17 protein-coding genes and 4 pseudogenes are annotated in these 21032 nt (G+C 66.8%); 8 read left to right on the top strand and 13 right to left on the bottom strand.

The window, feature by feature from the left end; translation table 11 throughout:
* Positions 1 to 30: 30 nt before the first annotated feature.
* Positions 31 to 1173, bottom strand: a complete 1143-nt coding sequence (locus M5C96_RS26575) for an aminoglycoside phosphotransferase family protein (RefSeq protein ID WP_272566367.1) — start codon at positions 1171 to 1173, stop codon at positions 31 to 33.
* Between the two features lie 82 nt (positions 1174 to 1255).
* On the opposite strand from M5C96_RS26575, the gene M5C96_RS26570 reads away from it, so the two are divergent.
* Genes M5C96_RS26570 through rsmA form a run of 3 tightly spaced genes read left to right on the top strand, consistent with a single transcriptional unit; the run spans position 1256 to position 5970 of the window.
* A complete protein-coding gene (locus M5C96_RS26570) occupies positions 1256 to 3724 on the top strand; it encodes an LPS-assembly protein LptD (protein ID WP_272566366.1) in 2469 nt (822 codons plus the stop codon).
* A 19-nt stretch (positions 3725 to 3743) separates the two neighbouring features.
* The gene (locus M5C96_RS26565) at positions 3744 to 5165 is read left to right on the top strand and encodes a peptidylprolyl isomerase (protein WP_272566365.1); all 1422 of its coding nucleotides are present in this window, start codon (positions 3744 to 3746) and stop codon (positions 5163 to 5165) included.
* Positions 5166 to 5202: 37 nt separating this feature from the next.
* The gene (gene rsmA / locus M5C96_RS26560; protein WP_272566363.1) at positions 5203 to 5970 is read left to right on the top strand and encodes a 16S rRNA (adenine(1518)-N(6)/adenine(1519)-N(6))-dimethyltransferase RsmA; all 768 of its coding nucleotides are present in this window, start codon (positions 5203 to 5205) and stop codon (positions 5968 to 5970) included.
* Between the two features lie 112 nt (positions 5971 to 6082).
* Here the strand turns inward: rsmA and M5C96_RS26555 are convergent, their stop codons facing one another.
* The 11 genes and pseudogenes from M5C96_RS26555 to M5C96_RS26505 form a co-directional block, all read right to left on the bottom strand.
* Positions 6083 to 6295 (bottom strand): hypothetical protein, encoded by a 213-nt coding sequence (locus tag M5C96_RS26555; RefSeq protein ID WP_217640151.1) that lies wholly within the window; start codon positions 6293 to 6295, stop codon positions 6083 to 6085.
* Positions 6274 to 6699: a barstar family protein gene (locus M5C96_RS26550; RefSeq protein WP_092742419.1), complete on the bottom strand. Its 426-nt coding sequence runs from the start codon at positions 6697 to 6699 to the stop codon at positions 6274 to 6276. Before M5C96_RS26550 ends, M5C96_RS26555 begins: the two co-directional genes overlap by 22 nt.
* Before the next feature lie 137 nt (positions 6700 to 6836).
* The gene (locus M5C96_RS26545; RefSeq protein ID WP_272566361.1) at positions 6837 to 7241 is read right to left on the bottom strand and encodes a ribonuclease; all 405 of its coding nucleotides are present in this window, start codon (positions 7239 to 7241) and stop codon (positions 6837 to 6839) included.
* Between the two features lie 156 nt (positions 7242 to 7397).
* Positions 7398 to 9710, bottom strand: coding sequence for an NADP-dependent malic enzyme (locus tag M5C96_RS26540; RefSeq protein ID WP_272566359.1), 2313 nt, complete (start codon positions 9708 to 9710; stop codon positions 7398 to 7400).
* Positions 9711 to 9899: 189 nt separating this feature from the next.
* Positions 9900 to 11369: a M81 family metallopeptidase gene (locus M5C96_RS26535; protein ID WP_272566358.1), complete on the bottom strand. Its 1470-nt coding sequence runs from the start codon at positions 11367 to 11369 to the stop codon at positions 9900 to 9902.
* Entirely contained in the window at positions 11366 to 12619 is a 1254-nt protein-coding gene (locus tag M5C96_RS26530) for a Zn-dependent hydrolase (RefSeq protein ID WP_272569852.1), read from the bottom strand. Before M5C96_RS26530 ends, M5C96_RS26535 begins: the two co-directional genes overlap by 4 nt.
* A 56-nt stretch (positions 12620 to 12675) precedes the next feature.
* Positions 12676 to 13380, bottom strand: a complete 705-nt coding sequence (locus M5C96_RS26525; RefSeq protein WP_272550174.1) for an ABC transporter ATP-binding protein — start codon at positions 13378 to 13380, stop codon at positions 12676 to 12678.
* On the bottom strand, positions 13377 to 14150 hold the full coding sequence (locus M5C96_RS26520) for an ABC transporter ATP-binding protein (RefSeq protein ID WP_272566356.1): 774 nt from the start codon (positions 14148 to 14150) through the stop codon (positions 13377 to 13379). Before M5C96_RS26520 ends, M5C96_RS26525 begins: the two co-directional genes overlap by 4 nt.
* Entirely contained in the window at positions 14147 to 15142 is a 996-nt protein-coding gene (locus tag M5C96_RS26515) for a branched-chain amino acid ABC transporter permease (RefSeq protein ID WP_272566355.1), read from the bottom strand. The genes M5C96_RS26520 and M5C96_RS26515 overlap by 4 nt, the downstream gene beginning before the upstream one ends.
* A gap of 8 nt (positions 15143 to 15150) precedes the next feature.
* Positions 15151 to 16011 (bottom strand): branched-chain amino acid ABC transporter permease, encoded by an 861-nt coding sequence (locus M5C96_RS26510; RefSeq protein ID WP_272566353.1) that lies wholly within the window; start codon positions 16009 to 16011, stop codon positions 15151 to 15153.
* A 415-nt stretch (positions 16012 to 16426) separates the two neighbouring features.
* Positions 16427 to 16696 (bottom strand): annotated as a pseudogene (locus M5C96_RS26505) (ABC transporter substrate-binding protein); the annotation flags it as partial.
* 66 nt (positions 16697 to 16762) lie between these two features.
* On the opposite strand from M5C96_RS26505, the pseudogene M5C96_RS26500 reads away from it, so the two are divergent.
* The 3 genes and pseudogenes from M5C96_RS26500 to M5C96_RS26490 all read left to right on the top strand — a co-directional run.
* Positions 16763 to 17845: pseudogene (locus M5C96_RS26500) on the top strand (IS5 family transposase).
* 258 nt (positions 17846 to 18103) lie between these two features.
* Complete coding sequence (locus tag M5C96_RS26495; RefSeq protein WP_272566351.1) at positions 18104 to 18544, top strand: hypothetical protein; 441 nt, start codon at positions 18104 to 18106, stop codon at positions 18542 to 18544.
* A gap of 24 nt (positions 18545 to 18568) precedes the next feature.
* Positions 18569 to 18694 (top strand): annotated as a pseudogene (locus M5C96_RS26490) (IS5/IS1182 family transposase); the annotation flags it as partial.
* Between the two features lie 6 nt (positions 18695 to 18700).
* Here M5C96_RS26490 and M5C96_RS26485 read toward each other — a convergent pair.
* Complete coding sequence (locus tag M5C96_RS26485) at positions 18701 to 18952, bottom strand: hypothetical protein (RefSeq protein ID WP_272566349.1); 252 nt, start codon at positions 18950 to 18952, stop codon at positions 18701 to 18703.
* A 132-nt stretch (positions 18953 to 19084) separates the two neighbouring features.
* On the opposite strand from M5C96_RS26485, the gene M5C96_RS26480 reads away from it, so the two are divergent.
* Both M5C96_RS26480 and M5C96_RS26475 read left to right on the top strand, forming a co-directional pair.
* Positions 19085 to 20179, top strand: coding sequence for an IS630 family transposase (locus M5C96_RS26480; protein ID WP_272563777.1), 1095 nt, complete (start codon positions 19085 to 19087; stop codon positions 20177 to 20179).
* Positions 20176 to 21027, top strand: a pseudogene (locus tag M5C96_RS26475) (IS5 family transposase); the annotation flags it as partial. The gene M5C96_RS26480 and the pseudogene M5C96_RS26475, both read left to right, overlap by 4 nt.
* Positions 21028 to 21032 lie beyond the last annotated feature (5 nt).

The raw sequence follows: 21032 nt of genomic DNA, 5'->3' as shown, positions 1-21032 counted from the left end.
AGTACTGATTGCGGCGGTAGCGGGTTTGACTCAAACTCTTCCGAAAGCGAAGCCGGTGGCTTCCTGCGTGCCTTCGATCTCGTCCACCAGCCGCAGCAGCGGCTTGAGCTCGCGGTAGCGGCTGGCTGTCGAGCGGATGTAGCCGATGAAACGCGGAGTGTCCGCCAGGTACTTGGGCTTGCCGTCGCGCAGCGTGATCCGCGCGAAGATGCCGGCCACCTTCAGGTGCCGCTGCAGGCCCATCCATTCGACCGCGCGGTAGAACTCGCCGAAGTCCGCGCCCCAGCCGCTGGCGCTCGCCGCACCGACCAATCCCGACTTTCGCGCTTTTTCCCAGTAACGCACGGTAATGTCGATGACGAAATCCTCTTCCCAGCTGATGAACGCATCGCGCAGCAGGCTGGCGATGTCGTAGGTGATGGGCCCATACACGGCGTCCTGAAAATCCAGCACGCCCAACGGCCCGCCCGCCGGGGGCGCCATGAGGTTGCGCATCATGAAGTCGCGGTGCACGAACACGCTGGGGGCTTCCAGATTGTTGGCGACCAGCACGTCGAAGGTCTTGGCGAGCACGCCCTGCTGCGCCTCAATGAGCGCCACGCCGCGGTGGCGCGCCAGGTACCAGTCGGGAAAAAGGGCCAGTTCGCGCCGCAGCAGGGCCTCGTCGTAGGGCGGCAGCACGCCGGGGCGCGAGGCCTGCTGCCATTGCAGCAGCACGTCGCTGGCCTGCAGGTACCAGGCGTGCGCCGCCTCGGGCGCCGCGGGGTCGAGCCGCTCGATGACCGTCTGCGCGCCCAGGTCGGACAGCAGCATGAAGCCGTGGGCCTCGTCCCAGGCCAGCACCTCGGGCACGTGCAGGCCCGCGTCGGCCATCAGGCGCTGCACGTGGGCGAAGGGGCGGCAGTCCTCCTTGTCCGGCGGGGCATCCATCACGATGCGGCTGGTGCCGTCGGCGGCGTCGATGCGCAGGTAGCGGCGAAAGCTCGCGTCCGCCGAGGCGGGGCGCACGCTCGCGGGGCGCAGGCCGTGCGTGGCGGCCAGTGGCGCCAGCCAGGCCTCGAACGCGGTGCGGCGGGCGGCGTCGGGCCAGGCGACGGCGGGAAAGGCGGGCGCGGCAGCCGCGGCGCCGGCCGGGGCCGGATCGGCCACGATGGGGGAAGGAGGGTGGCTCATGGATAATCCGATTTTACAAACCCGGCCTGCCCGGACCGGGTGGCCTGCGGTGCCTGCTCCGCGCCGCCGACCGGCTGATTCCATGGACATCCCTTCCTTGCCCGATCCGTTCCGACCGACGCCCCCCTTCCTGCCCGCCCGCCGCGGCGCTGCGGCCCGCCGTCCCTCGGCGCCCGCGTTCGAGCGCCGCGCGGTGGCCCGCCTGATCGCCTGGATGCTGTGCGGCGCGCCCCTGGCAGCGCTCGCCCAGTCGGAGGCGGAGCCGGGCGCGCCGGCCGTGCCCGAGGCGGCGCCCGCCCTGCGCGCCAGCCCCCTGCTGCAGGAAAAGATCCCCGAAGCCGTGCGCCCGCAGCTGCCGATCTTCGTGAAAGGCGACAGCGTGACGGGCCAGCCGGACATCAACGCCATCGTCGAAGGCAATGCCGAACTGCGCCGCGGCGACACCATCATCCACGCCGACCGGCTGGAATACGTGGTGCCCGACGACCTCGCCAAGGCGCGCGGCCAGGTGCGCATCAACCGCGCGGGCAACGTGTACGAGGGCTCGGAGCTGGAACTGCGGGTCGACGCCTTCTCGGGCTACTTCGATGCCGCCAACTACCGATTCCTGATGAACGGCGCCCACGGCGAAGCCAGCCGCGTGGACTTCATCGACCGCGACCGCTCGGTGGTGCACAACGCCACCTACACCACCTGCCAGAAGAACGACGAAGCCACCTGGCAGCCCGACTGGGTGCTGCGCGCGCGGTCGATCCGCATCGACAACGAAGAGCAGGTGGGCACGGCCGACGGCGCGGTGCTGGAGTTCAAGGGCCTGCCCATCCTGCCCATCCCGCACATCACGTTCCCGCTGTCCGACCGCCGCAAGTCGGGGCTGCTGCCGCCCACCGTGGCCATCGACAACGTGAGCGGCGTCGAGTACGCGCAGCCTTACTACTGGAACATCGCGCCCAACCGCGACGCCACCATCACGCCCACCGTCATGTCCAAGCGCGGCGTGAACCTGGGCGGCGAATTCCGCTACCTGGAGCCCACCTACCGGGGCGAGCTGCGCGGCGACTACATGCCGGCCGACAAGCTGCGCGACCGCGACCGCTGGGGCTACGGCCTCAAGCACAGCGGCACGTTCGACACGCCGCTGGGCGGCCTGAACTTCAACATGGACGTGAGCCGGGTCAGCGACGACAACTACTGGCGCGACTTCACGCGCAACGTGACCGGCATGACCCAGCTCACCCAGCGCCTGCTGCCCGGCGACGCCACGCTGTCCTGGGGCAAGGACGACATGTCGCTCAGCCTGCGCACCCTCAAGTGGCAGACGCTGCAGGACGTGAGCGCGCCCATCGTGCCGCCCTACGACCGCATGCCGCAGCTGCGCTGGGGCTACAACCCCACGATGCTGCCCTACGGCTTCGATGCCAGCGTGGAGGCCGACTACACCAGCTTCCATGCGGACCGCTCCCTGACCGGCCAGCCCAACGCCCAGCGCAGCTACGCCATGGCGCAGATCAGCCGGCCGTTCCTCGCACCGGCCGGCTTCGTGACGCCGCGCGTGCAGCTGCACGCCACGCAATACCAGTTCGACAGCCCGCTGGCCAACGGCCAGCGCAACGCGCAGCGCACGCTGCCCACGTTCAGCCTGGACAGCGGCCTGGTGTTCGAGCGCGATGCGCGCTACTTCGGCCGCAACTTCCTGCAGACGCTGGAGCCGCGCGCCTTCTACACCTACACGCCCTACCGCGATCAGAGCCTGCTGCCGGTGTACGACACGGCGGCGAACGACTTCAACTTCGCCACCATCTACACCGAGAACGGCTATGGCGGCAACGACCGCCTGGCCGACAACAACCTGCTCACCCTGGGCGTGACCACGCGGCTGCTGGACCCGGACGACGGCGCCGAGGCGGCCCGCTTCGGCATCGCCCAGCGGGTGCGGTTCTCGGACCAGAAGGTCGTGCTGCCCGGCGAGTCCACCGTCAGCGAACGGCTGTCGGACGTGCTGCTGGGCGCGGGCCTGAACTGGACGAAGCAGTGGGGCTTCGACTCCACGGTGCAGTACAACCCCAAGACGGGCCGCTCCATCCGCTCCACCGTGGGCGCGCGCTACAACCCCAGCGCCTACCGCGTCATCAGCGCCGCCTACCGCCTGCAGCGCGGCACCAGCGAGCAGATCGACGTGGGCTGGCAATGGCCCATCAACGACCTGTGGGGCGACAAGGGCCAGGACCTCGGCCCGGGCCGCGGGCAGGGCCCCGGCCGCTGGTACACCGTGGGCCGCCTGAACTACAGCATGCAGGACCGCAAGCTGGTGGACACCGTGGTGGGCTTCGAATACGACAGCTGCTGCTGGGTCGGCCGCGTGGTGCTCGAGCGCCTGCAAAGCAGCGTGACCACCGCCAACACCCGGCTGCTGTTCCAGATCGAGTTCGTGGGCTTTTCCCGCCTCTCGCTCGGCTCCAACCCCCTCACCAGCCTGAAGCAGAACATTCCGCGCTACCAGTACCTGCGCGAGCAGACCAGCACGCCCAGCCGCTTCACCAATTACGACTAACCCGACACCTGCCAACCACATGAACCATCGCGCTTTCACCCTGGGCCTGGTGTGCCTGGCCACCCTGGCCTCCCTCGCACCCGCGGGCGCCTCCGCGCAAGGACTGCGCGCCTCGGGCGCTGCCAGCGGCACCGGCGGTACCGGGCTGTCCTCGCGCGCCCTGCCGCCCGTCACCGTGCCGGACGCCCGCACCGGCGCGGACCGCAGCGGCATCCGCCAGGCCGACTACATCGTGGCCGTGGTCAACACCGCGCCCATCACCAACAACGAGGTGCAGACCCGCGTGGCCCGCGTCGAGCAGCAGCTGGCCGCCCAGGGCGGCGAGCGCCCGTCCCGCGATGTGGTGGCGCGCGAAGTGCTCGAGCGCGTGATCAATGAAAAGATCCAGGTGCAGATGGCCAACGAGAGCGGCATCAAGGTGGACGACATCGCCGTCTCCCAGGCCGAACAGTCGGTGGCGCGCCAGAACAACGTGAGCCTGGAGGAAATGCACCGCCGCCTCGCGATCGACGGCATCAGCAAGGACCGCTTCCGCGAAGAACTGCGCAACCAGCTGCTGGTGCAGCGCCTGCGCGAGCGCGACGTCGAAGCCCGGGTGCGCGTGAGCGACCTGGACGTGGACCAGTACCTGCGCGAGCAGCAGTCCGCCTCCGATCCCGCCAAGGTCGAACTGAACCTGGGCCACATCCTGGTGCTCGTGCCCGAGAACGCAAGCCCCGAGGTCGTGGAGCAGCGCCGGCTGCGCGCGCAGCAGGCGGCCGACAAGGTGCGTGCCGGCGACGATTTCGGCAAGGTCGCGCGCGAGTTCTCCGATGCGGCCGAAGGCGCCTCCGGCGGCCTGCTGGGCCTGCGCCCCGCCGATCGCTACCCCGAGCTCTTCGTGCGCTCGACCCAGCAGACGCCCGTGGGCGGCATCGTCGGCCCCGTGCGGTCGCCAGCCGGGTTCCACGTGCTGAAAGTAGTGGAAAAGACCAATGCCGCGGCCCCCACCGTGGCGGTGCAAAGCCATGCGCGGCACATCTTGCTGCGCGCCAATCCGCAGCTGACCGAGACCGCGGCGGCCGCACGGCTGGCTGACTACCGCCGGCGCATCCTGGCGGGCCAGGCGGACTTCGCCACGCTCGCGCGCGAGAACTCGCAGGACGGTAGCTCCAAGCAGGGCGGAGACCTCGGCTGGGCCAGCCCGGGCCGCTACGTGCCCGAATTCGAGGAAGCGCTCAATGCGCTCAAGCCCGGCGAGATCAGCGAGCCCATCGTCACGCGGTTCGGCGTGCACCTGATCCAGCTGCTGGAGCGCCGCGAGGCCAAGCTCACCCAGCGCGAACAGCGCGACATGGTGCGCGACGTGGTGCGCGAAAAGAAGCTGGACGAGGCCTACGCCACCTGGGCCCAGGAAGCCCGGGCCCGCGCGTACGTGGAATACCGCGATCCGCCGCAATGACACGCCGCCTGCCCACGCGCCTTCGCCGCGCAGCGCCATGAAGCACATCCCGCGCAAGCGCTTCGGCCAGCATTTCCTGTCGGACCACGGCATCATCGATGCCATCGTGCGCGCCATCGGCCCGGAGCCGGGCCAGCCCATGGTGGAGATCGGCCCCGGCCTGGCCGCCCTCACGCAGCCGCTGGTCGAGCGCCTGGGGCGCCTCACCGTGATCGAGCTGGACCGCGACCTGGCAGCGCGGCTGCGCCTGCACGGCCAACTGGACGTGATCGAATCCGACGTGCTGAAGGTGGACTTCGCCCAGGTCGCCCAGTCGCTGAACGCGCCCAAGGTGCGCGTGGTCGGCAACCTGCCGTACAACATCTCCACGCCCATCCTGTTCCATTTGCTGGAGCAGGTGCATGTCATCGAAGACCAGCATTTCATGCTGCAAAAGGAAGTGATCGACCGCATGGTAGCGAGCCCCTCCACGGGCGACTACGGGCGGCTGTCGGTCATGCTGCAGTGGCGCTATGCGATGGAGGATGTGCTGTTCGTGCCGCCGGAGAGCTTCGATCCGCCGCCGCGCGTGGACAGCGCCGTCGTGCGCATGGTGCCGCACGCCTCGCCGGCCCCCGTATCGCCGGCGCTGCTGTCGGAACTGGTGCAGGTGGCCTTCAGCCAACGCCGCAAGCTGCTGCGGCACACGCTGGGCCGCTGGCTGCAAGAGCGCGCCTTCCCGGGCACCTTCGACACCCAGCGCCGGGCCGAGGAAGTGCCGGTGCACGAGTACGTGGCCCTGGCTCAGTCACTGCACCCTGCCTGAGCGCAGGCGGTGCAATGCGGGGACCGGGCCACCCAGCCCCCTGCACTGAAAAGGGTCAAACGCGGCAAGCATTGGCCTGAGGGCCTCGCCTGCTGCGCACTACCGCCTGGGATCAAGCGGCGGCAAGCCAATAACCCGCGTTGAACGGGCTGCTCATGCGCAGCGCCAGGGGCGATACGTCGACGAGCTTGTCGGTCGGCATTTTTTCCGCGGAAGGATCGACTGCGATTTCAATGGGCTGCGCTGCGGCGGTCTCGTTAGCCTCGTTCGCCCGTTCTGCCTGGCTGGTGGATGCAGAACGGGCTACAGAAAAGAATAGAAACACCGGAACGGTATCTTTCGATCGCTCCAGTAGTCCGCCGCTTCCCGGAAGATGTCGAGCAATTGCTCGCGTGCTTCCTTGTCGAACTTCACCGTGGTCGGGATCTGCTCCAGCACCACGATGAAGCCCGGTTGCGGGCCCGATTTATGCAATGGGTCCGTCATGCAGTCGTACAGCGCGTCGAAATTCTTTCCGAAGTGCGCCGGGAACATGAACTGGCCTGCGATCAGGTCCAGCACGTCCTGTTTGGTTTGTGCGTGTGCAAGGTTGGCGTACAGGAAGTGTTGGCCGAGCGCCTTGGCCGACTCTTGCAGGTCTTGCACGCGAAAAGCGCGAATAGACTGCACGATGTTGGGGCGCACGCCACGCAATGGGTTTTCCTGATCGTTACGAAGTGGCATTTCCATCTCCGCTGCTCTTTCTTTATGTAGTCACCAATGAGGAATATCCGGAAGTTCGGTCCAGCGGCCCGCCACCAAGGCGGGGGGCCGACAGGCGGGCAACCGATCGCGGCAATGCCGGCGAGCGCTTTTGGCGTCCAGCGTCATTCAACAATTTTTCGAAAGCTCGCGTAGTGGTCGCCGGTGTAGTAGCAGGCATCGGGAACGCGGGGCGCTCCTCCGCACACGATGCGCCGGGCACCACGGTTCTTTGCACCCGGCGTTCTGACGGTGTATTCGCGGTAATAGCCCCGTTTTTCCGGGGGCAGCAACCGTTCGCGATTGCCGAACACCGAACCATCCTTGTCGTAAGGAAATGGTCCACCTTCGCGAATGAGCCCGTAGGTCGCCCGCCCTTGCGGGGGCAACTCGGCCAGTGCGATGGTGGTCACTCCGTCAGAAGACGGGGGTTTTCGGGCCTGTCCCGTGGTCGGGACCAGAACGAACGCGGCACCCAGTACGCACGCAAGACCTGTCTTGTACGCCTGGATGGCGATAGCCTTCAGCATCAACTACACCTTTCAGAAACTACGGGTTTACCCGAAATTTCGAGCCGTTAGTTTGACTTAATCGCCCCCAAAAAGCAAGCGCCTGCCCAATAAATGGGCAGGCGCTTTCAAGGCCAAACGCGTCTAAAAGTTAGCGCTTGCTACGTCATCACCGCTCTACCGGGAGGCATTTGCATCAGCCACCGTGAGTGCCGTCATGTTGACGATGCGGCGCACGGTGGCGCTGGCTGTCAGGATGTGCACCGGTTCCGCCGCGCCCAGCAGCACGGGGCCGATGGCGATGCCACCGCCAGCCGCCGTCTTGAGCAGGTTGTAGGAAATGTTGGCCGCATCGATGTTGGGCAGGACCAGCAGGTTGGCACTGCCGGCGAGCGTGCTGTGGGGCATGACCATGGCGCGCTGGGCCGCATCCAGAGCGACATCGCCGTGCATCTCGCCATCCACTTCAAGCCACGGCGCCTGAATGCGCAGCAGGTCGAGGGTTTGGCGCATCTTGACGGCGCTCGGCTGGTTGCTGCTGCCGAAGTTGGAGTGCGACAGCAGCGCGGCCTTGGGCTTGATGCCGAAGCGCATCATCTCTTCGGCCGCCATGACGGTGATCTCGGCCAGTTGCTCGGCCGTCGGGTCGTAGTTGACGTGCGTGTCTACCAGGAACACCTGCCGGTCGGGCAGCAGCAGGCCGTTCATGCAGGCATAGGTGTTCACGCCGGCGCGCTTGCCGATCACCTGGTCGATGTAGTTCAGGTGCAGCGCCGTGTGGCCCCAGGTGCCGACGATGAGGCCATCGACCTCGCCCTTGTGCAACAGCATGGAGCCGATCAGCGCCAGGCGGCGGCGCATCTCGATCTTGGCGATGGGCACGGTGATGCCCTTGCGCTCGGTCATGCGGTGGTAGGTCTGCCAGAAGTCGCGGTAGCGGTGGTCGTTCTCGACATTGACCACGTCGTAGTCCACGCCTTCCTTCAGGCGCAGGCCGAACTTCTCGATGCGCTGCGCGATGATGGACGGGCGCCCGATGAGCGTGGGCCGTGCGATTTTCTCGTCCACCACGATCTGCGCGGCGCGCAACACGCGTTCTTCCTCGCCCTCGGCATAGGCCACGCGCTTCTTGGCAGCCGTCTTGGCGGCGGTGAAGATGGGCTTCATCGTGGTGCCGGAGGCATACACGAACGTCTGCAGATGGTCGCGGTACGCGTCCATGTCGGTGATCGGGCGCAGGGCCACGCCGCTGTCGGCGGCGGCCTGGGCCACGGCCGGGGCGATCTTCATCATCAACCGTGGGTCGAACGGCTTGGGGATCAGGTATTCGGGGCCGAAGGCCAGCGGCTCGCCCACGTATGCGGCGGCCACCACCTCGCTCTGCTCGGCCTGGGCCAGCTCGGCGATGGCGTGCACGGCGGCGATTTCCATCTCCAGCGTGATCGTCGTCGCGCCGCAGTCCAGCGCACCGCGGAAGATGTATGGGAAGCACAGGACGTTGTTGACCTGGTTCGGGTAGTCCGTGCGGCCGGTCGCCATCACGACGTCGCCGCGCACGGCGTGGGCGTCTTCAGGCGTGATCTCGGGATTGGGATTGGCCAGCGCGAAGATGACCGGGCGCGCGGCCATCTTGGCCACCATGGCGGGCTTGAGCACGCCGCCAGCGGAGAGGCCCAGGAACACGTCGGCGCCCTCAATGACTTCGGACAGGCTGCGGGCTTCGGTCTTCTGGGCGAACAGGATCTTGTCCTCGTCCATCAGCTCGGTGCGGCCCTCGTAGACCACGCCGGCCAGGTCGGTGACGAACACGTTCTCGCGCTTCAGGCCCACCTTCAGCAGCAGGTTCAGGCAGGCGAGTGCTGCGGCACCAGCGCCCGAGGTGACGAGGCGCACGGAACTGATGTCCTTGTTCACCACCTTCAGGGCGTTGAGCATAGCGGCGGCCACCGTGATGGCGGTGCCGTGCTGGTCGTCGTGGAAGACGGGGATGTTCAGCCGCTTGCGCAACTCGCGCTCCACGTAGAAGCACTCGGGCGCCTTGATGTCTTCCAGGTTGATGGCGCCGAAGGTCGGCTCCAGCGCGGCGATGACCTCGACGAGCTTGACCGGGTCCTTCTCGTTGATCTCGATGTCGAACACGTCCACGCCGGCGAACTTCTTGAACAGGACGCCCTTGCCTTCCATGACGGGCTTGGAAGCCAGCGCGCCGATGTCGCCCAGTCCGAGAACCGCCGTGCCGTTGGTGACCACGCCCACCAGATTGCCGCGGCTCGTGTACTTGAAGGCGGCGTTGGGGTCCTTGACGATTTCCTCGCAGGGGGCGGCGACGCCGGGCGAGTAGGCCAGGGCCAGGTCGTGCTGGTTGACCATCTGCTTGGTGGCGGCGATCGCGATCTTGCCGGGCTTGGGAAACTCGTGGTACTCGAGGGCGGCACGCCGCAGCAAAGCACGTTTGTCGGGCGTCGGGTTCACCGGTGGGGTCTCGGACATCAAGGTCTCCAGCTCTGGGAAGAGTGCCAGGCCGCGCCGCCAGGGCGCTTCGGGGCGGTTGTAGGTTCTTAGGGTGTGCGATTGTAGTCAGCCCGCCATCCATACCCTGGTACGCAATTGTGCTTAATCCGGGTGAAACACCCGTGACCTGCGGCGCCCCGCCGCCCGTCCCAACACGCAACGCGCCGCTCAGGCCGGATCGAGCGGGAACACCGGCCGGCGCACTTTCCTGAACGGGAACAGCGCGTAGTTGGAGCTCGTCACCCCCGTGGGGCTGTCGCACTCGACCAGCGCGTGCGACAGCGGCACGAACACCGGGCGGCAGTACATGCGCGACTTGAGCAGCACGAAGCGGTGGGCCGTGGGGTCCAGGCCCACGCAGGAGAAAACGCCCAGGTCCCACGGCTCGTGCGTGCGCTCGGTCACCACGATGCGCGCCGCGCCGGTATCGAACAGCACCGTGCGCCCCATGGCGCAGCGCTGGCCGGTGTAGATGGGGCCGGTCACGGTGTATTCGCCGTCGCTGACGGCCACCACCGTGCCCTCGACCGCCACGGGCGCCTTGGCCACGCCGAGTTGCGTGAGCGGCACCTTGTTGCCCAGCCGCACGGCAACGCGCGCGCCGACGCCGGCCGCCACCAGTTCGGCGACCGCCCCGGGGTCGCACAGCGGGCCCACGGCGATGTCTTCCAGGCCGTTGGCGAGCGCCGCCTGCAGCACGTCCATCGCATCGCAGGTGCCGCCGGACATGCAGTTGTCGCTGTGGTCCAGCAGCAGCACCGGGCGGTCCGCGCCCACGGCCAGGGCCTGCGCGCGCTGCAGGGACTGGTCTAGCGGCTCGCTGTCGTAGACGAACTCGGCGCGCTCGCTCCAGATGGCGGCGGCGATGCGGTCGGCGGCCGCCTGGGCCGGCTCGGGATCGTCGGCCGGGGCCGTGACCACCACGCTCATGCACGGCGCCTCGATGTCGGCGAGCGAAAAGCCGGCGAACACCGTCACCGCCGGAATGCCGCCCGCCTCGGCCGCGCGGGCCGCGTCCACCGCGCGCAGCATGGCGCCCTGCAGCGTGGTGCTGCGCAGCGTGTGGCCCATCATGGGCAGCGGGTGCCAGCGCACGGTGTAGCGCGCCTGGCCGTGCAGCATGGCCAGCAGCAGGCGCCCGGTGTGTTCGCCGGTTTCGTACATGTCGATGTGCGGGTAGGTCTTGAAGCCCACCATCACGTCGGCGTTGGCGACCATCTTGGGCGTGATGTTGCCGTGCAGGTCCAGCGCCACGCCGACGGGCACGCCCGGTGCAGCGGCCCGCAAGCGCTCCAGCAGGTCGCCTTCGCCGTCGGGGCTGTTCTCGGCCACCATGGCGCCGTGCAGGTCCAGCAGGATGGCATCGCAGCCCGGGGCGGCGTCCACGATGCGGCGGGTCAGTTCGTCGTAGGCGGCGGCATGCACCGGCCCGCTGGGGTTGGCCATGGCCGACACGGGCGTGACCAGCGTGGCGCCCAGCCCCTTGGCCAGGTCGATGAACGCCGCCATGGCCGTGCGCATGCCCTCGTTCTCCTGCAGCGCCTGCGCGCCATAGGCGGGCGAAAAGGCCTCCAGCGGCGTGGGCACGGGCGAGAAGGTGTTGGTCTCGTGGTTGAGCCGCGCGATCAGGATCTTCATGCCGCCACCCCCGCGCTGCGCAGCATGGCCTGCAGCAGCACGTTGCAGCCGGCCTCCAGGTGCTCGGGCTTGGCGTCTTCGATCTCGTTGTGGCTGATGCCGTCCGCGCAGGGCACGAAGACCATGGCAGTGGGCGCCAGGCGCGCCAGGTACACGGCGTCGTGCCCTGCGCCGCTCACCACGTCCATGGCGGTGTAGCCCAGGGCCTGGGCGTCGGCGCGCACGCCCTCGACCAGCGCCGGTGCGAAGGGCTGCGGCGGAAAGTACACGACCTGTTCCACGGCCACCGGCGTGCGGTGGGCCGCGCCGATGCGCTCGCAGGCGGCGCGCATGGCCGCGTCCATCTGCAGCAGCACCGCGTCGTCGGCGGCGCGCAGGTCCACGGTCATGCGCACGCTGCCGGGGATGACATTGCGCGAGCTGGGGAAGACGTCCAGCACGCCCACCGTGCCGCGCGCGTGCGGGGCGTGGTCGAGGGCGATGCGATTGACTTCGGCCACCAGGCGGCTCGCCGCCAGCAGCGCGTCGCGGCGCAACTCCATCGGCGTGGGGCCGGCGTGGGCCTCCATGCCCTGCACGGTCACGTCGTACCAGCGCTGGCCCAGCGCGCCCTGCACCACGCCGATCACGCAGTCGTTGGCCTCCAGCACCGGCCCCTGCTCGATGTGCGCCTCGAAATACGCGCCCACCGCAGGCGTGGGGCCTGGCGTGCCGGCGTACCCGATGGCGGCCAGCGCCTCGGCCACGCTGGTGCCCTGCGCATCGCGCTGGGCCAGTGCATGCTCGAGCGTGAAGGCCCCGGCGAACACGCCCGAGCCCATCATCACGGGCACGAAGCGCGAGCCTTCCTCATTGGTCCACACCGCCACCTCGATCGGCGCCTCGGTGGCGATGCCCGCATCGTTCAGGCTGCGCACCACCTCCAGGCCGGCCAGCACGCCGTAGTTGCCATCGAACTTGCCCCCCGTGGGCTGCGTGTCGATGTGGCTGCCGGTCATCACCGGGGGCAGGGCATCGTTGCGGCCCGCGCGGTGCGCGAAGAGATTGCCGATGGCGTCGATGCGCACGCTGCAGCCAGCCTCGCGCGCCCAGCGCACGAAGAGGTCGCGGCCTTCGCCGTCCAGCGCGGTGAGCGCCAGCCGGCACACGCCGCCCTTGGGGGTGGCGCCGATGCGGGCCAGGTCCATCAGCGATTGCCACAGGCGCGCGCCGTTCACGCGGGGTTGCAGGGCAGGGGAGAGGGTCTTCATGTCCACGGTGGTGATCCTGAAAGAGAAAGCAGAAAGCCGGTTTCGAACAAGGGGGCTCAGGCCAGGCCCACGCCCAGGTAGCGGTCCTTGGTGGCCTCGTCGGCCAGGAACGCGGCGTTGCCGGCCTCGTGCACGATGGCCCCCTGCTCGATGATGTAGTGGCGGTCGGCCAGCTGGGTGCAGACCTCCAGGTTCTGCTCCACCAGCAGGATGGCCACGCCGGCGGCCTTGATGGCTTGGAGCTGGGCCACGATCTCCTCGACGATCACAGGGGCCAGGCCCTCCACGGGCTCGTCGAGCATGAGCAGGCGCGGCGCGTTCATCAGCGCGCGGCCGATGGCCAGCATCTGCTGCTCACCGCCCGACAGCTGCCCGCCGCCGTTGCGGCGCCGCTCCTTGAGGCGTGGAAAGATGCGGTAGATGTCGGCCAGTTGCCAGGGCGACTGCTTGCGCAGGCCCAGCAGCAGGTTCTCTTCCACCGTGAGCAGCCGGAAGATGCCCCGGTGCTCCGGCACCAGGCACACGCCGCGCTGGGCGATGCGGTGCGCGGGCAGGCCCTGCACGTCGTCGCCCATGAAGCGCACGCGCCCCTGGCTGGGCGGCACCACGCCGCAGATGGCCTTGAGCGTGGTGGTCTTGCCCGCGCCGTTGCGCCCGAGCAGCGTGACCAGTTCGCCATCGTTCACGTGCAGGTCCACGCCCTGCAGCACATGGCTCTTGCCGTAGTGGGCGTGCAGCCCTTCGATCTGCAGGATCGTCATGCCTTGCCCCCGGTGATCATGTTGCCCAGATAGGCGCTGCGCACCCGCTCGTCGCTGCGGATGGCGTGCGGGTGCCCCTCGGCCAGCACGCGCCCCTGCTGCATCACGGTGACGGTGTCGGAGATGTCCATCACGATGTTCATGTTGTGCTCGATGAGCACCACGGTGTGCTCGTCCTTGAGGCCCTGGATCAGGCGCTTCATCTCGTCCAGGTCGTCGATGCCCATGCCCGAGGTGGGTTCGTCCAGGAAGATGGCTTTCGGCCCCGCCGCCAGCGCCATGCCCACCTCCAGCCGCCGCTGCTGCCCGTGCGAGAGGTTGCCGACCGGCGTGTCCGCATGGCGCTCCAGGCCCAGGCGCGCCAGCACGCTGGCCACCACGTCGGCGCGGGAGCGAGGGCCCACGGGCGCGCTCCAGCAGTTCAGGGCCTGGGCGGGCGCGGTGCCCTGCGCGGCCAGGCGCAGGTTCTCGCGCACGGGCAGGGTGAGGAACAGGCTGGTGACCTGGAACGAGCGGGCCATGCCGCGCTGCACGCGCCGGTGGTCGGGCTCGCGCGTCACGTCGTGGCCGTCGAACACGATGCGCCCGCCGCTCACGCCCTTGGTGCCGGTGAGCATGTGAAACAGCGTGGTCTTGCCCGCGCCGTTGGGGCCGATCACCGAATGCACGGTGTTCGCGCGCACCTTCAAGTCCACGCCCGAGAGCGCGGCGAACTTGTCGTAGCGCTTTTCCACGCCGATGGCTTCCAGCAGGATGGGTGCGGCGGTCATGCTTTGTCTCCCGTGCCGGCGGCGGTGACGTTCGCGCCGCCCTGGAGGCCGCGCAGGCGCCCCCATGCGGATTCCAGCAGGCCCCACAGGCCGCGCTGCATGCCCAGGCTCACCGCCATCAGCACCACGCCCAGCAGCAGCAGCCAGCGCGGCCACAAGGTGGAGAGCCAGTCGCCCACGATGAGGTAGAAGGCCGATCCCAGCAGCGAGGCCAGCAGGTTGCCGGTGCCGCCGATCACCGTCATCACCAGGATCATCTCGCTCGTGTGGTACTCGGCACTCGCCAGCGGGGCGATGCCGGTCATCATGGCGTGCAGCGCGCCGGCCAGGCCGGTCACCGCGCCCGAGATCACGAACGCCTGCAGCTTGAGCAGCCGCAGGTTGTAGCCGATGGCGCCCGCGCGCTCCTCGTTGTCGCGCACGGCCAGCAAGGTGCGCCCGAAGATCGACGCCGACACCTTCTGCAGCAGCCAGAAGGCCACCAGGAACACCACCGCCACGAAGCCGTAGTACTGCCAGGGCGACTGCAGCGGCCACAGCGTGAACCCGCCCACGGCCAGCGAGGGGCGCGGAATGTCCATCAGGCCGTTGTCCCCGCCCGTGAGGCTGGGGAGGGAATAGGCCAGGAAATAGAACATCTGCGCGAACGCGAGCGTCAGCATCACGAAGTAGGTGCCGCGCTGGCGGATGGCCACCCAGCCCACCAGGGCCGCGCCCAGCGCGCCCGCCGCCACGGCGAGCGCCAGCGCGAGCGGCATGGGCAGCGGCCACCGCGTGAGCGTGAGGGCGATGGTATAGCTGCCCAGCCCGAAGAAAATGCCCTGTCCGAAGGACAGCAGCCCCGTGTGGCCCAGCAGCAGGTTGCAGCCCATGGCCGCCAGGCCGTAGATCAGCACCTCGCTGGCGAGCGAGCCCGACTGCATGGTGAGCGGCATCGCCAGCACGAAGGCCAGGGCTAGCAGCAGGTGGAAGTGTTTGCTCAAGATCGTCATGGCGGTGTTCATCCTTTGCGGCCCAGCAGGCCATGCGGGCGCAGCAGCAGCACGGCGGCCATGGCGATGTAGATCATCAGGCGCGCGCCCTCGGGCCACACCGTGCTCATCACGCTCTGCACGATGCCGATCAGCAGGCCGCCGACCAGCGCCCCGCCGAAGCTGCCCATGCCGCCCACCACCACGACCACGAAGGCCACGCCCAGCGCTTCGATGCCCATGAAGGGCTCGGCGCCGCGGATCGGCGCGGCCAGCACGCCCGCGATGGCAGCGGTGGCCGCACCCAGCGCGAACACCAGGCTGAAGATGCGGAACACGTTGATGCCCAGCAGCGACACCATCTCGGTCGATTCGCTGCCCGCGCGCACCGCGCTGCCCAGGCGCGTGCCTTCCAGCACGTACCACAGGCCCACGGCCAGCACGGCGGTGAAGCCGATCACGAACAGGCGGTACTTGGGATACACGAAGCTGCCCCACATCACCACGCCCTGCAGCAGGTCGGGCACCGCCACGCTGTCGCCCAGCGGCCCCCACTGCAGGATGACCAGCTCCTGGATCGCCAGCGCCAGGCCCACGGTGACCAGGATGTGGAACTCGTGCGGCTTGGCGTACACGTGGCGCAGCACGAGCTTTTCGGTCATCCAGCCGAGCGCTCCCACCACGAGCGGCACCACGGCCAACGCGAGCCAGAAGCTCAGGCCCCAGCGCGTCATCTGGTAGCAGAAATACGCGCCCAGTAGGTAGAAGGCGCCATGCGCGAAGTTCACGAAGCGCAGCAGGCCGAACACGATGGACAGGCCGACGGCCAGCAGGAAATACAGCATGCCGATGCCGATCCCGTTGATGACCTGTAGCAGGTAGATGCTCATGGAGGTGGGGCAGTCAAGGCTTTGGCCCCGCGGCTGCGGGGGCGAAGAGTGAAGTGAGAGTGAGGTGAGTGAGAGTGAGAGTGAGTGGAGTGAGGTGAGAGTGAGTGAGGTGAGAGTGAGAGTGAGAGTGAGAGTGAGGTGAGGTGAGGTGAGAGTGAGAGTGAGGTGAGAGTGAGAGTGAGGGTGAGAGTGAGGGTGAGAGTGAGGGTGAGAGTGAGGGTGAGGGTGAGAGTGAGGGTGAGGGTGAGAGTGAGGGTGAGGGTGAGGGTGAGGGTGAGGGTGAGGGTGAGGGTGAGGTGAGGTGAGGGTGAGGGTGAGGGTGAGGGTGAGGGTGAGGGTGAGGGTGAGGGTGAGGGGCAGGGGCAGGGGCAGGGGCAGGGGCAGGGCGCGGGGCGCAGGAAGGCGGGGCGAGCGGTCAGCCCAGCTTGCAGCCGGTCTGGTCCAGCGGCAGGAACGACTTGCCAGAACTCACCACGTCCACGTAGTCGTCCTTGTTGGCCATCCTGGCCTTGGGCTTGCCCTTGAGCAGGTAGTAGTTCTTGAGCACCTGGTGGTCGCCCTTGCGGATCTCTTCCTCGCCCGTGAGGCCCGCGTACTTCATACCCTCCAGCGCGGCGATCACCGCCTTCTGGTCCACCGTGCCGGCCTTGAGGATGCCGTCGATCAGCAGCTTGGTGCAGATGTACGGGAACCTCTCAAAACCCATCCGGTCCCTTGTTGATCGAGAATGCGTGCTCCATCCTTTGCCATGATCACTCCCCGTAGCGCCCTGAAGTTCGACCTGTTCGCTGAGGCCTCGCGCCAACACAAGAGAGATGAGGTGGGCGATCCGCTGCAGGTGATCGCGCGGCACATCGACTTCGCAGAACTGGCCCGGCTGGTGGATGCCTTGATCGAACGCGGGGTGGCCGCCGGGGCGGTCGGCCCGCCTACCCCACCGAGGTGATGGTGCGCATCCTGGTGTTGAAGCGGCTGTACAACCTGTCCGATGAGCAGATGGAGTATCAGTTGCTGGACCGGGGAGCTACCAGCGGTTTTGCCTGTTGCAGGATGCGATGAACGTGCCGGACCGCAACACGATCTGGCGCTTTGGCGAGCGCCTTGGCGTGGGCGGGGCAACGGCCTTGTTCCAGGGGGTGGATGCCCAACTGCAGCGCCACGGCTACATCGCCCGGGGCGGGCAGGCCATTGATGCCACGCTGGTGCCCGCGCCCCGACAGCACATCGGCCAGCAGGAGCGGCGAACGCTGGCACAAGGCGGGCAGCCGGACTGGAGCCAAGCGCGACGCAGGCAAAAGGATGTGGAGGCCACGCACACGAAGAAGCACGGCAAAAGCCACTTCGGCTACAAGCTCAGCGTGAGCGTGGACCTCAAGCACGGCTTCATCCGCCGCCTCGCCACGGGCACGGCCAGCGAGCACGACGGGCACCACTTCGATGAGGTGCTGGACATGCACAACACCGGGCGGGCAGTGCATGCGGACAAAGCCTACCCGAGCCGCCAAAGGTGCCAGATGCTGAAAGTGCTGGGATTCGTGGATGCGATGCAGCGCCGTGCGCAGGCGGGCCGACCACAGAGCGAATGCCAGAAGGGGCGCAACCAGCGCATCGCAAAGAAACGAGCCAAGGTGGAGCACGTGTTCGCCGGTATCCGCCACCTGGGGGCAAGTTCGTGCGCACCATCGGACAGGCGCGCGCCACGGTGGGGATGACGATGATGGCCGCCTGCTACAACATGAAGCGACTGGCCTGGTTCCTGCATCGGGGCGTGGATGCTTTCTTCAAGCCCGCCACTGGCAAGGCACAAGTGCGCCTGCAAACGGTGAAAGCCTGAGCCACCGGGCCTGCAAGGCCCCTCATGCACCCAGGCGCAGACCGTTGCTGGGCCTCATCACGCTCAAACGGCTACTGGCGCCCACTCCTCCCTATTCGGATTCGTCAAACATGGGGTTGTGAGAGGCTCCCTGCAGGGTGAAAGCGAAGTCGTCGATCTCTGGCTGAACGGCGAAATCACGTGGTACCTGAATTCTTCGGTGGACCGGAATGAAGTGCGCGTCGGCAGGGATGTCTTGTTTGAAAAAATCCCAGCGGAATGCACACCTGCGTCACCGTTGGTCAGTTGTCCCAAGCCTTGATGCGCCCTTTGAAAAAAATCCCGTGTGTCGTGTGGTGCCTGATGCTGGGTGGTTGTGTTGTTTTGGGGTGGCGCGCCACTTCCCCTACGTTCCTGTACAGCTACAACAGTCCTCATGAAATCTATCGCCTTGAGTTCCATCAGGCATCGATCCTGCAGCGCATCGTCCACCGCGATTTCAGGATGCCTTTCGTCGTCCGGCTATATCGCGTTTCGCCCAAAACGCTGTTGCGAGAAAGTGAAGTCGTGGACCTTCAAGGTGGAGGGCAGTTCGACTGGCACCTTGATCCACCAGTCGCTACCAACAAGGTGTACGTAGGCAATGAAGTGGTGTTTGAGGGCATCCCCTCGGAATGTGGCGACCCACCGCTTGCCAGTGGGTGTCCCGCCAAGCCTTGATGAAGCGCTTGCGCCGTGAGCGAGTACGCTTGGGTTGCTGGATTTGGAAAGCTGCGGATCCGATTCGAGAGGCGGCTCGAAATTCATCAAGCCGTGCTCACATTGGCCGCAGCCATCATCTGTTCTCGCTTCGTGGACCCGTCGTGTTAGCCGGTCTTACCTGCGACGGCCCTGCGCCTGGTGCGCGAGCAGGTCTTCAGTGATGTCGTCGAATGTCCAGGCACTGCCATTGCTTTCATTCTGATAAGTGGTGCTGGGGTCCGTGCCGACCCGGACATCGAAGAGGCGATTGTTGAGTGTTGTGTCTGCGAGCGCGTGTGCAGTCAACTCCGGCCCGATAGTCGGCAGCCGCATCTTGCGTAATTGTTTATTGACCTTATCCTGGTCCATCGGCTGGATTGCTTCCATGCGATGGGCATCGCTGCCGGACGGCGCGCGCTCAGTCCAAGTTTCCTCGCGGGCTTCATGGGCTAGTGTCCTGTCCCGTTAATTCGCAGGCACGATAGCTGCATGGTTTCGGGCCATCCTTGAGGTGCCGCCATGCCCAATGCAACGACCCGAACAGAAATTGCGCTTAGTGAAGTGGAGCGCGCGGAACTGACGTCCATGGCGCGATCACGTTCGCTGCCAGCGGCGTTGTCGCTCAGGGCGCGCATCGTGCTGACTTGCGAAGGCACAGATAAAGCCAGCACCGCGGTTGCGCAGGCTCTGGGGATCAGTCGTAGCACTGTCACCAAGTGGCGCGGGCGCTATGCGCGCCATCGCATTGCAGGGCTTTACGACGAGTTGCGCCCGGGTCGCCCCCGCACGGTAGATGACGAGCGTGTTGCTGAGTTGATTACCAAGACGTTGCACACCAAGCCTGCTGATGGGGGTACCCACTGGAGCACCCGCACGCTGGCCGCCGATACGGGCATCAGCAAGAGCACGGTGGCGCGCTATCTGCAGACCTTCAACCTCAAGCCGCACCGGGCCGACAGCTTCAAGCTGTCGACCGATCCGCTGTTCATCGAGAAGCTGCGCGACGTTGTGGGGCTGTACCTGAACCCACCTGACAACGCGCTGGTGCTGTGCGTGGACGAGAAGAGCCAATGCCAAGCTTTGGAGCGTACGCAGCCGATGCTGCCAATGGGGTTTGGCTATGTCGAAGGTGTCACGCACGACTACGTGCGCCACGGCACCACCACCTTGTTCGCGGCCCTGAACGTGATGAATGGCCAAGTGATCGCGCAGTGCCGGCCCCGGCATCGTCATCAAGAGTTCCTTGCCTTCCTGCGCGCCATCGACAAGGCAGTGCCCGACGAACTGGATGTGCACTGCATAGCTGATAACTACGCCAGCCACAAGCATCCAAAGGTGCGCGCTTGGTTGGCCGAGCGGCCTCGCTGGCACATGCACTTCGTTCCGACCTATTCAAGCTGGCTCAATCAGGTCGAGCGCTTCTTCTCGATCATCACCACGCGGGCAATCCGCCGTGGCTCGTTCACCAGCGTGAAGGATCTGATCAACAAGATCGACACATTCATCGCGAATTACAACCAGTCCTGCCAGCCGTTTACTTGGACAGCTACAGCAGACTCCATCCTCGAAAAACTCGCCAGACTATGCGGGCGAATTAACGGGACAGGACACTAGATGAGGGCATGCAGTGGTTTGGCACGCCGACCGGCAGGCGTGGACGCAGCCGAACCTTCTCGGACGCAGCAATCCAGTTCTGCCTGAGCATCAAGTGCCTGTTCGGCCAGCCCTTGCGACAGGCGCTGGGCATGGTGCAGAGCCTGCTGCGGCTGGCAAAGCTGGACTGGCCGGTACCTGACTTCAGCACTGTTTGCCGGCGCCAAAAGACCTTGCAGGTCGAACTGAGCTACCAGCGAACCAACTCGCCGCTGCAGTTGCTGGTGGACAGCACCGGCATCAAGTTCCTGGGCGAAGGAGAGTGGAAACGCAAGAAGCATGGTGCTGAATACCGGCGCGAATGGCGCAAGGTCCATCTGGGCATCGACGCGCAGACGCTGGAAATACGCGCCATCGAGGTGACCAGCAACGCCATTGGGGATGCGCCGATGTTGCCCGGGTTGCTGGCTCAGATTCCCACTGACGAATCCATCGAAAGCGTCAGTGCCGATGGCGCCTACGACACGCGCGCCTGCCTGGACGCCATTGCCGAGCGGCACGCGATGGCGGTGATCCCGCCCCGCAAGAACGCCAGCCATTGGAAGAAGTCGAGTCCGGGCTCGGCGCATCGTAATGAGGCCATTCGGGCGTGCCAGCGCCTGGGTCGCGGCATTTGGAAGAAGTGGAGCGGCTACCACCGGCGCAGCCTTGTGGAGACGAAGATGCACTGCTTCAAGCGACTGGGCGAACGGGTGATCGCGCGCACGTTCGACCGCCAGGTTGTGGAGCTGCATGTCCGCGTGGCCTTGCTCAATCGGTTCAGTCAGATCGGCCGTCCTCACACCGTGTCGGTGACTGCTGTGGCATAGGTCCG

It is taken from the genome of Acidovorax sp. GBBC 1281, from assembly GCF_028473645.1.
Lineage (GTDB): Bacteria > Pseudomonadota > Gammaproteobacteria > Burkholderiales > Burkholderiaceae_C > Paracidovorax.
Note: the sequence above shows the minus strand (reverse complement) of the source record. Positions and strands in the feature narration are given on the sequence as shown.

What these genes read in the sequence shown, in the direction of transcription:
- M5C96_RS26575 (WP_272566367.1), bottom strand. Translation starts at nt 1,173, where the DNA reads ATGAGCCACCCTCCTTCCCCCATCGTGGCCGATCCGGCCCCGGCCGGC.
- M5C96_RS26570 (WP_272566366.1), top strand. Translation starts at nt 1,256, where the DNA reads ATGGACATCCCTTCCTTGCCCGATCCGTTCCGACCGACGCCCCCCTTC.
- M5C96_RS26565 (WP_272566365.1), top strand. Translation starts at nt 3,744, where the DNA reads ATGAACCATCGCGCTTTCACCCTGGGCCTGGTGTGCCTGGCCACCCTG.
- rsmA (WP_272566363.1), top strand. Translation starts at nt 5,203, where the DNA reads ATGAAGCACATCCCGCGCAAGCGCTTCGGCCAGCATTTCCTGTCGGAC.
- M5C96_RS26550 (WP_092742419.1), bottom strand. Translation starts at nt 6,699, where the DNA reads ATGGAAATGCCACTTCGTAACGATCAGGAAAACCCATTGCGTGGCGTG.
- M5C96_RS26545 (WP_272566361.1), bottom strand. Translation starts at nt 7,241, where the DNA reads ATGCTGAAGGCTATCGCCATCCAGGCGTACAAGACAGGTCTTGCGTGC.
- M5C96_RS26540 (WP_272566359.1), bottom strand. Translation starts at nt 9,710, where the DNA reads ATGTCCGAGACCCCACCGGTGAACCCGACGCCCGACAAACGTGCTTTG.
- M5C96_RS26535 (WP_272566358.1), bottom strand. Translation starts at nt 11,369, where the DNA reads ATGAAGATCCTGATCGCGCGGCTCAACCACGAGACCAACACCTTCTCG.
- M5C96_RS26530 (WP_272569852.1), bottom strand. Translation starts at nt 12,619, where the DNA reads ATGAAGACCCTCTCCCCTGCCCTGCAACCCCGCGTGAACGGCGCGCGC.
- M5C96_RS26525 (WP_272550174.1), bottom strand. Translation starts at nt 13,380, where the DNA reads ATGACGATCCTGCAGATCGAAGGGCTGCACGCCCACTACGGCAAGAGC.
- M5C96_RS26520 (WP_272566356.1), bottom strand. Translation starts at nt 14,150, where the DNA reads ATGACCGCCGCACCCATCCTGCTGGAAGCCATCGGCGTGGAAAAGCGC.
- M5C96_RS26515 (WP_272566355.1), bottom strand. Translation starts at nt 15,142, where the DNA reads ATGACGATCTTGAGCAAACACTTCCACCTGCTGCTAGCCCTGGCCTTC.
- M5C96_RS26510 (WP_272566353.1), bottom strand. Translation starts at nt 16,011, where the DNA reads ATGAGCATCTACCTGCTACAGGTCATCAACGGGATCGGCATCGGCATG.
- M5C96_RS26495 (WP_272566351.1), top strand. Translation starts at nt 18,104, where the DNA reads ATGCACACCTGCGTCACCGTTGGTCAGTTGTCCCAAGCCTTGATGCGC.
- M5C96_RS26485 (WP_272566349.1), bottom strand. Translation starts at nt 18,952, where the DNA reads ATGGAAGCAATCCAGCCGATGGACCAGGATAAGGTCAATAAACAATTA.
- M5C96_RS26480 (WP_272563777.1), top strand. Translation starts at nt 19,085, where the DNA reads ATGCCCAATGCAACGACCCGAACAGAAATTGCGCTTAGTGAAGTGGAG.